Source organism: Microbulbifer jejuensis (genome assembly GCF_047289955.1).
In the GTDB taxonomy this organism is placed as follows: Bacteria; Pseudomonadota; Gammaproteobacteria; order Pseudomonadales; family Cellvibrionaceae; genus Microbulbifer.
The window spans coordinates 164,248-172,879 of sequence record NZ_JBLBUB010000006.1; the positions used below are offsets into that span (position 1 = coordinate 164,248).

The window sequence follows — 8,632 nt, forward strand, 5'->3', positions numbered from 1 at the left end:
TCAGGACTCCTGGGTAACCCGCAGCACTTCCTCAAGGGAAGTCCTGCCCGCCAAAACCTTGGCAACACCATCATCGCGAATGCTCGGCGCCACTTTGCGCGCCTCCAGCACCAGCTTGTTTTCGGAAGCGCGATCATGGATCAACTGGCGCATGACTTCGTTGAGGGGCACCAGTTCGTAGATACCGATCCGCCCCACATAACCGCTGTGGCTGCAGGCTTCACAGCCATTGGGACGGTAAATGATCGTTTCCGCTTCCGGGTCGACGCCGAGCACCCTGCGCTCGCTCTCATCGGCCCTGTGGGGCTGCCTGCATTCCGGGCAAAGCACCCGCACGAGACGCTGGGCAAGCACACCGATCAGGCTTGAGGACAACAGGAAAGGCTCGATACCCATATCCACCAGGCGGGTCACCGCGCCCAGGGCGGTATTGGTATGCAGTGTCGAGAGGACCAGATGGCCGGTGAGGCTGGCCTGGATGGCAATCTGCATGGTTTCCAGGTCGCGAATCTCGCCGACCATCACCACATCCGGGTCCTGGCGCAGGATGGCGCGCAAGCCGCGGGCAAACGTCATATCGGCCTTGGTGTTAACCTGGGTCTGACCAATCCCTTCCAGGTTGTATTCCACCGGGTCCTCCACGGTGAGAATATTTTTCTCGCGACTGTTGATACTGCCAAGGCCCGTGTACAGGGTGGTGGTTTTTCCGGAACCCGTGGGGCCGGTCACCAGAATAATCCCGTGGGGATGGGCGAGCAGATCGGTCATGACGCGCAGATCCTCTGCCGCCATGCCCAGATTGGTTAAGTCCATCTTGCCCGCCTGCTTGTCGAGCAGGCGCATCACCACCCGCTCCCCCGCGGAGGAAGGCATGGTGGAGACACGCACATCCACTTCGCGCCCTGCCATCAACAGGGAGATACGGCCGTCCTGGGGAATGCGTTTCTCGGCGATATCCAGTTTGGCCATCACCTTGATACGGGAGGCCAGCAGGGGTGCCAGTGCGCGCCGGGGCTGTAGGACCTCGCGCAGAACCCCATCGACCCTGAAGCGCACCACCAGGCGCTTTTCAAAGGTCTCGATATGGATATCGGAAGCGCCCTGTTTCAGCGACTCGGCAAAGATCGCATTGATCAGTTTGACGATGGGTGCATCGTCCTCCTGCTCCAGCAGGTCTTCGGTTTCCGGTAAGGCATCGGCCACCGCGGCCAGGTCCAGGTCCTCACCGAGACCCTCGACCCCGGAGAGGTTGCCACCTTCACGGTTCTCGTAGAGGCGTTGCAGCGCCACCTGAAACACCTCGTCTGCAACCACCTGCAGACTGACAGGGCCGCCAAAAACGCGCTGAACCTCGGCAACAGCCGCAGGGTTCACCGGCGCCACATATTGGCACAGAGCCCCCCCCTCCTGCTCCACCAGCAGCACCCGGTGGCGCTTGGCGAATGCGTAGGGCAGGCGGCGTACGGTTGGAACCTCTAAAGCTGTTTCAACCGTCATTTCCCTTCCTCGATCTCCAGCACCTCAACCGGCACCTCGTCGATCAATTCCACAGCTCCACCATCAATGGAACCATCCACGGGTGCGGGGCTTTCGTTGTAGGTACCCGTTGGCGGCATCAGGTCAGGCAATGCATCACCGCGGTGCCAGTCCCACAGCAGGCTGGTCCTGTCTTTAATGAAAATCTGCTTCTGCTGCATGTCCATATAGCGTTTGCGGGTTTCTTCATAACCGGCTACTTGGGTACTCAGGATCTTGGGGCGCAGGAACACCATCAGATTGGTTTTGTTGACTTCTTTTCTATTGTTGCGGAAGAGGCGGCCGATGCCGGGAATATCCCCCAGTAAAGGCACCTTCTGGATACTATCGATCACCTTGTCTTGAATTAGCCCGCCCAGCACCAGGATTGCGCCGTCATCAATCAATACCTTGGTGCGAATTTCGCGTTTGCTGGTGATAATATCCGAAGCCCCAACGCTCTCTTCTGCAGCACGGGAAAGCACATCTTCCACCTTCTGTTCAATTTCCAGTGTCACAGAATTGTTGTTATTCACTCTTGGAGTGACTTTCAGGGTGGTCCCCACGTCTTGGCGCTGAATGGTGGTGAAGGGGTCATCATTACTGCCGGAGAGCAGCTGCTCTCCGGTAATAAAAGGCACATTCTCCCCAACAAGGATTTCCGCCTCCTCGTTATCCAATGCCATAATCGTCGGGGTAGCCAGAATATTCGCATTGGCTTCCGTGGCCAGTGCGTTAATGGCCAAGCGGATATCCATACCGCTCAAATAACCCAGGTGTAATGCATTTTCCCCGGTAAGACTGCCAATAGGCAACGAGAAGGGATTCAGGTTGCCCTCAGCATCTACACCTGGTGTGTTGTTCCACCCCGCAACCACATTGTCGTCAGCACCAGCAATCCAGCTTATACCCAGTTCATTGGTAGTGTCCTCGTTCACTTCGACAATCAGTGCCTCAATCAATACCTGGGCACGGCGCACATCGAGCTTCGCAATCACCCCCTTCATGGTTTCCAGCAGCGCTGGTGGCGCAGTCAATACCAGGGCATTAAGGGATTCGTTCACCTGAATACTCACCTCGACATCGGCGGCCTGCTGGTCCTTTTCCGCATTCTGGATACTGCCGCTCATGCCTTCAAGAATCGGTTTCAGGTCCGCAGCGTTAGAGTACTGCACATAGACCACAGCGGTATTGCCATCGCCATCCAGTGGCTGGTCCAAACGGCCGATAACGGTCTTGATCTGCTGGCGGGTTACCGGGTCCCCGGTCAGGAGAATACTGTTGGAACGCTCATCCACGGCAATACGCAGTGGCTGGACTTCTCTACCTGCCTGCTTGCCGCCACCGGACTGCAGCAACTCATTGAGCACCTGTTTCACCTCTTTGGCAGAGGCAAACAGCAGTGGTACCACTTCAATATCGATGGCACCGGCGCGGTCCAACTGCCGCACCAGGCGCACAATCTGATCGATGTTCGCCGCACGGTCGGCAATGATCAGGGTATTGGTATCGGCATAGGCGGCCAAATGGCCAGTCTGTGGGATAAGCGGCCGCAGCATGGCGATTAACTGGGCCGCAGAAATATTTTCAACCCGCACGGTGCGTACAACCAGGGATTCAGCGGGCGCTAGGGTATTTTCGTCGGCCACAGGAATCGCCTGCTGCTTGGCGAGCGCATCGGGCACCACTTTCCAGGTGCCGCCCTGGCCTATCAGACTGAAACCATTCACCTGAAGCACCGACATAAACACATCGAAGGCCTCATCGTGGGTCATGGGGTCACCGGCAACAACCGTCACTTTTCCCTTGACGTTGGGGTGAACAATAATATTTTTTCCGGTGAAGTCCGCCGCCCAATTAATCAAGTCGCGAATATCTGCGTTGTCGAGAGAGAGTGTTACCCTTTCGGGGCCCTGAGCCAGCGCTGCAATAGACACAAAAAAACTCAATCCGACCGCAATCAGCCATCGATACAACATTTTAATCATTATTTATGGGGCTCTAGTAAATGTAAAAAAACCAAAACGATCCAGTGGGGTGGGTTCATTTAGGCTGGAGCTGCGCGCGACGCTCGCGGGCCAGTTCGCGCAGTTTTTCCATCCGCTCCCGGATGCTCTGTTGGTTTTCCTCTCTTCTGACCGTGCTCCTGGCACTGGTTTGGCTGGCTCTGCGTGCCAGATTGGAATAATTTCTCATGGGAACATCGGGGCGGCCATCCACTTCCGGGTAGGTCAATTTTTCCATCCCGCCATTACGACGAAGAACGACGTGATCCACCTCAATAGAATACAGCTCCGCCCCACCCGGCAGGACATCCCCCACAAACAGGCGCTTTGCCGGTTTGCCCTTCTCAGCCACCAGGGCACTGGCCCTGTCCTTGTTGCTATTGTCCAGCACACCAGAGAGCACGATATTCAGCTGGGTAGCGGGGAGGTTGGCGAGGTCAACTTCAGGAACAACCTCTTTTTTCCTGGCTTCAGCGAGACCGAAGAAAGGGGTATTTGGAATAGAAACCGACTGGGATACGCTCGCTTCGCGGTGTGTGCGTTCTGCCAGCAGGGACACTTGCGGTTTGGCAGGCATGAGCAGGGCACTATAGGCGAACAGATTGCCGGACAGCCACAAAAGACCGACAGCGGAGGCTGCCATGGTACTTCTGGACAACACCTTGTGTGGACCGCCCTGGCGAACCCTGGTACCAATTGAGCTGATGGCTTGCGTTAACGGGGACATGGATATACCCACTTTTAAGTCCAGTTTTTTGAGTTATTGGTTTTTGGCGTCTATTTTCTTGCTTCAGCCCGGGAAAGGCAACGCCCTCACCCAATTAAACGCGGAAACCACCCCATTTCGCCCCTAATAGCACGTCAGTTCCACCTGAAAATAGAAAAGGCGGCTCACTGCCGCCTTTTCCAATACTGGAGAGTATAGTAAATAAGGATTACAGCTTTGCTTCAAGCTCGGGAACCGCTTCAAACAAATCCGCCACCAGGCCGTAGTCCGCAACAGAGAATATGGGTGCATCCCCATCCTTGTTGATGGCCACAATTACCTTGGAGTCCTTCATACCCGCCAAATGTTGGATGGCGCCGGAAATACCGACGGCAATGTACAGGTCGGGAGCGACGATCTTGCCAGTTTGGCCCACCTGCATATCGTTGGGCACAAAACCGGCATCTACTGCAGCGCGGGAGGCACCAACCGCTCCGCCGAGTTTGTCGGCCAGCTTGTTCAACATCTCGAAGTTGTCGCCATTTTGCATTCCACGCCCACCAGAGATGACCACACGGGCCGCGGTAAGTTCCGGACGGTCGGATTTGGCGAGTTCTTCGCCGACGAAAGAAGAAACACCCGCGTCATCAGCACTGTCTATTGACTCAATGGTAGCGCTACCTCCCTCAGCGGCCACGGCGTCGAAGGCAGTGGCACGGACTGAGATCACCTTGATGGTATCGCTGCTCTGTACAGTTGCGACAACATTGCCGGCGTAAATCGGGCGCTTGAAGGTATCGGCGCTCTCTACGGTAATAATGTCGGAAATCGGCTGTACATCCAGTAGCGCGGCGGCGCGTGGCAGCATGTTTTTGCCTGTGGTGGTGGCCGGCGCCAGGATATGACTGAAGTCTCTGCCCAGGTCGGCAACCAGCCTGGCTGTATTTTCAGCCAGCTGATGAGCGTAAGCGGCATTATCTGCCAGCAATACCTTGGAAACACCATCTACTTTCGCGGCGGCCTCTGCAACGGCGGCACAGTCGGCGCCGGCAATTAATACCGCAATATCACCACCGATGGCCTTGGCCGCAGCAACGGTGCTGAGTGTTGCCCCCTTCAGCTCGGCATTATCGTGTTCTGCAATAACCAGGATGCTCATCAGATTACCTTCGCCTCGTTCTTAAGTTTCTCTACCAACTCCGCCACGTCGGCCACTTTCACTCCGGCCTGACGCTCTGCCGGCGGCTCAACGTTCAGGGTTTTGGTGCGCGGAGCAATATCCACACCCAGTGCGTCTGGGGTGGTGATGTCGAGAGGCTTTTTCTTGGCCTTCATGATATTGGGCAGGGACGCGTAGCGCGGTTCATTCAGGCGCAGATCGGTGGTTACAATGGCCGGTAATTTTAACTCGACAGTCTGCAGGCCGCCGTCGATCTCACGGGTAACCCGGACGGCATCCCCTTCCACAACCACCTCAGAAGCGAAAGTGCCCTGCCCCATACCAGTCAATGCGCCCAGCATCTGCCCAGTCTGGTTGTTGTCTCCATCGATAGACTGTTTGCCCAGAATCACCATTTGCGGCTCCTCCTTTTCAACAATCGCCTTCAGGCACTTGGCCACGGCCAGCGGTTGCAGCTCGGCATCGGTTTCCACCAGAATGCCGCGGTCAGCCCCCAGCGCCAGCGCGGTGCGGATTTGCTCCTGGCACGACTTGGGACCCATGGAAACGGCAACTATCTCGCTGACAACGCCTTTTTCCTTCAGGCGCACCGCCTCTTCCACTGCAATTTCGCAGAAGGGATTGATAGACATTTTGACATTGGCGATATCAACGTCAGAGCCATCCGCCTTGGGGCGAACCTTGACGTTGTAGTCGACAACGCGTTTCACAGCTACAAGAACTTTCATGGAAATCCTGTCTCAAATATGCTTTTTAACAGCCGCGACTGACTATTCACATCGCGAACGGATATGGCGTTCTAGTCAAACAAGTGTTTGAACGGCGTGTATGGTGGCGGTTCTATAGCGTAAAATCAATAGCCAAATAGAGGTCGCGCCTGCCATTCATAAAATCTATTTCCCGAAATAAAAACCGTCGATCTCTCTCCCAACCCCTTGAAATACAGCGTATTTGCCATAGCAAATGAATAGTCAGGCAATTGGTAGGGATCATTAAACGCCTATATAATCCGGCATCAATAGCATCGACAAGGCCAAGTGGCCGCAAAAGTGGAATACAACCGCCGAGGAGAGTGCCGTGGAACGGGAATCAATGGAATACGATGTAGTGATCGTGGGTGCCGGTCCCGCCGGACTGGCATCGGCCTGCCGACTCCGCCAGCTCAACGAGGATATCTCCGTATGTGTGGTGGAAAAAGGTTCCGAGGTCGGCGCCCATATTCTTTCAGGAGCGGTCTTTGAGCCAACCGCGTTGAATGAACTTTTCCCCGACTGGAAAGCGCGCGGGGCCCCCCTCCATACCGGGGTCACAGGCGACGATATCTTCGTGCTGCGCAATGGCGAAAAATCCATCAAAGTCCCCAACCTCTTTGTGCCCAGCACCATGCACAACGCCGGCAACTACATTATCAGCCTGGGCAACCTGTGCCGCTGGCTGGCTGAGCAGGCGGAAAACCTGGGGGTGGACATTTTCCCCGGTTTTGCCGCTGCTGAAATTCTCTACAGTGCGGAGGGTGCCGTAAAAGGGATTGCCACCGGTGATATGGGGGTTGGCATCAATGGCGAGCACAAAGATACCTATATGCCGGGTATGGAACTACACGCCAAGTACACCCTGTTTGCCGAGGGTTGCCGCGGCCACCTGGGCAAGCAGCTGATCGAACGCTTCAAGCTGGACGCTGACACCGATCCGCAGCACTACGGCATTGGCATCAAGGAAATCTGGAAAGTGCCCGCAGACAGGCACCAGCCGGGCCTGGTGGTACACACCGCCGGCTGGCCCCTGAACCAGAGCAGCACCCAGGGTGGCGGTTTCGTGTATCACATGGAGGACAACCAAGTGGTAGTGGGCCTGATTACCGATCTGGCCTACAGCAACCCCCATGTCAATCCATACGAAGAATTCCAACGCTACAAACACCACCCGGTGATCAGGCAATACCTGCAGGGGGGCCAACGCATGACCTACGGCGCGCGCGCCCTGGTCAAAGGCGGCCTGCAGTCCCTGCCAAAGATGACCTTCCCCGGTGGCCTGCTGATCGGCGACAACGCCGGCACCATGAACTCCGCAAAGATCAAGGGCAATCACACGGCAATGAAATCCGGCATGATCGCCGCTGAAAGCATCGTGGAAGCCATTGCCGCCGGGCACACGTCTAGAGAACTGACTAGCTACACCAAGAGCTTCCGCAACAGCTGGGCCTGCAAGGAACTACAGCTACAACGCAACTTCAGCCCGGCCCAGCACAAGTGGGGCAATATCCTCGGCTCCGCCTATGCGTTTATGGATCTTAACCTGTTCAGGGGCAAGCTACCCTGGACTCTGCGCGACCCCAAAGCCGACCACACTCAGTTGAGGCCGGCGGCGGATTGTAAAAAGGTCCCCTACGCAAAACCCGATGGCGTACTTAGCTTCGACAAGCTGTCTTCCGTGTTTATCTCAAACACCAACCACGAGGAAGACCAGCCCTGCCACCTGATTTTGAAAGATGCCGAGATTCCGTTAAACCACAACCTGCCGATCTACGACGAGCCGGCGCAGCGCTACTGCCCTGCCGGTGTGTATGAAGTGGTTGAGGATGCCAACGGTAAACGCTTCCAGATCAACGCGCAGAACTGTGTACACTGTAAGACTTGTGATATTAAAGATCCCACCCAGAATATTGTCTGGGTAGCACCGGAAGGCGGCGGTGGCCCCAATTATCCAAATATGTAATCTATAGGGTTCCTATAAAATGGCGCAAATAATAGTGCGCCATTTTTTATTTGGGATTCGCAATCACAAAGACATAAACAGCCGAACAACCCACTGCAAAACAATCAAATTTATCGTTTTTGACAATAATTCACTTAACAGATGATCTTTGGCAAGGTCAAAAAAACGCTAAAAAGTGTGATCCCATCCCAGTTTAGCAATAACTGATAAGCAAAAAGTCAGATAATTCACTAGAATTTGCACTCAACACTTAGCACATAAGCTTACCCAGACTCTCGCTCAAATACGGTCACCCCCTCCCGCTCAATCTCTACCGATTGGCCAAGCAGGTTTTGCATTTTTAGCTTAATTGTCACTTCCTCAGGAGTTATAACCGAATCTGGTGTTTGAGGGTTTGAAAGAAAGCAGCGTATCTGGTTGATTTGTTGTCGCCAAACAGTCAACCAACCAGGAATACGCTGCTATGGATAAGAATACCGTTGTTGAGTTTGCAGGTCGACATGAGACAGT

At 55.1% G+C, this 8,632-nt stretch carries 6 protein-coding genes; 1 reads left to right on the plus strand and 5 read right to left on the minus strand.

Annotated features, from left to right (window positions below; translation table 11 throughout):
- The 5 genes from gspE to ACL7TT_RS05835 form a co-directional block, all read right to left on the minus strand.
- Positions 1 to 1,497 (minus strand): type II secretion system ATPase GspE, encoded by a 1,497-nt coding sequence (gspE, locus tag ACL7TT_RS05815; RefSeq protein WP_413393861.1) that lies wholly within the window; start codon positions 1,495 to 1,497, stop codon positions 1 to 3.
- Positions 1,494 to 3,503, minus strand: a complete 2,010-nt coding sequence (gene gspD / locus ACL7TT_RS05820) for a type II secretion system secretin GspD (RefSeq protein ID WP_413393863.1) — start codon at positions 3,501 to 3,503, stop codon at positions 1,494 to 1,496. Before gspD ends, gspE begins: the two co-directional genes overlap by 4 nt.
- A gap of 55 nt (positions 3,504 to 3,558) precedes the next feature.
- Entirely contained in the window at positions 3,559 to 4,248 is a 690-nt protein-coding gene (locus tag ACL7TT_RS05825; RefSeq protein ID WP_413393865.1) for a type II secretion system protein N, read from the minus strand.
- Between the two features lie 208 nt (positions 4,249 to 4,456).
- On the minus strand, positions 4,457 to 5,386 hold the full coding sequence (locus ACL7TT_RS05830; RefSeq protein WP_413393867.1) for an FAD-binding protein: 930 nt from the start codon (positions 5,384 to 5,386) through the stop codon (positions 4,457 to 4,459).
- Complete coding sequence (locus ACL7TT_RS05835) at positions 5,386 to 6,135, minus strand: electron transfer flavoprotein subunit beta/FixA family protein (protein WP_413393869.1); 750 nt, start codon at positions 6,133 to 6,135, stop codon at positions 5,386 to 5,388. Before ACL7TT_RS05835 ends, ACL7TT_RS05830 begins: the two co-directional genes overlap by 1 nt.
- A gap of 349 nt (positions 6,136 to 6,484) precedes the next feature.
- Between ACL7TT_RS05835 and ACL7TT_RS05840 the strand changes: the two genes are divergently transcribed.
- Entirely contained in the window at positions 6,485 to 8,122 is a 1,638-nt protein-coding gene (locus tag ACL7TT_RS05840; protein WP_413393871.1) for an electron transfer flavoprotein-ubiquinone oxidoreductase, read from the plus strand.
- Positions 8,123 to 8,632: the final 510 nt, after the last annotated feature.

Coding starts and splice junctions, on each gene's coding strand:
- gspE (WP_413393861.1), bottom strand. CDS start 1,497: ATGACGGTTGAAACAGCTTTAGAGGTTCCAACCGTACGCCGCCTGCCC.
- gspD (WP_413393863.1), bottom strand. CDS start 3,503: ATGATTAAAATGTTGTATCGATGGCTGATTGCGGTCGGATTGAGTTTT.
- ACL7TT_RS05825 (WP_413393865.1), bottom strand. CDS start 4,248: ATGTCCCCGTTAACGCAAGCCATCAGCTCAATTGGTACCAGGGTTCGC.
- ACL7TT_RS05830 (WP_413393867.1), bottom strand. CDS start 5,386: ATGAGCATCCTGGTTATTGCAGAACACGATAATGCCGAGCTGAAGGGG.
- ACL7TT_RS05835 (WP_413393869.1), bottom strand. CDS start 6,135: ATGAAAGTTCTTGTAGCTGTGAAACGCGTTGTCGACTACAACGTCAAG.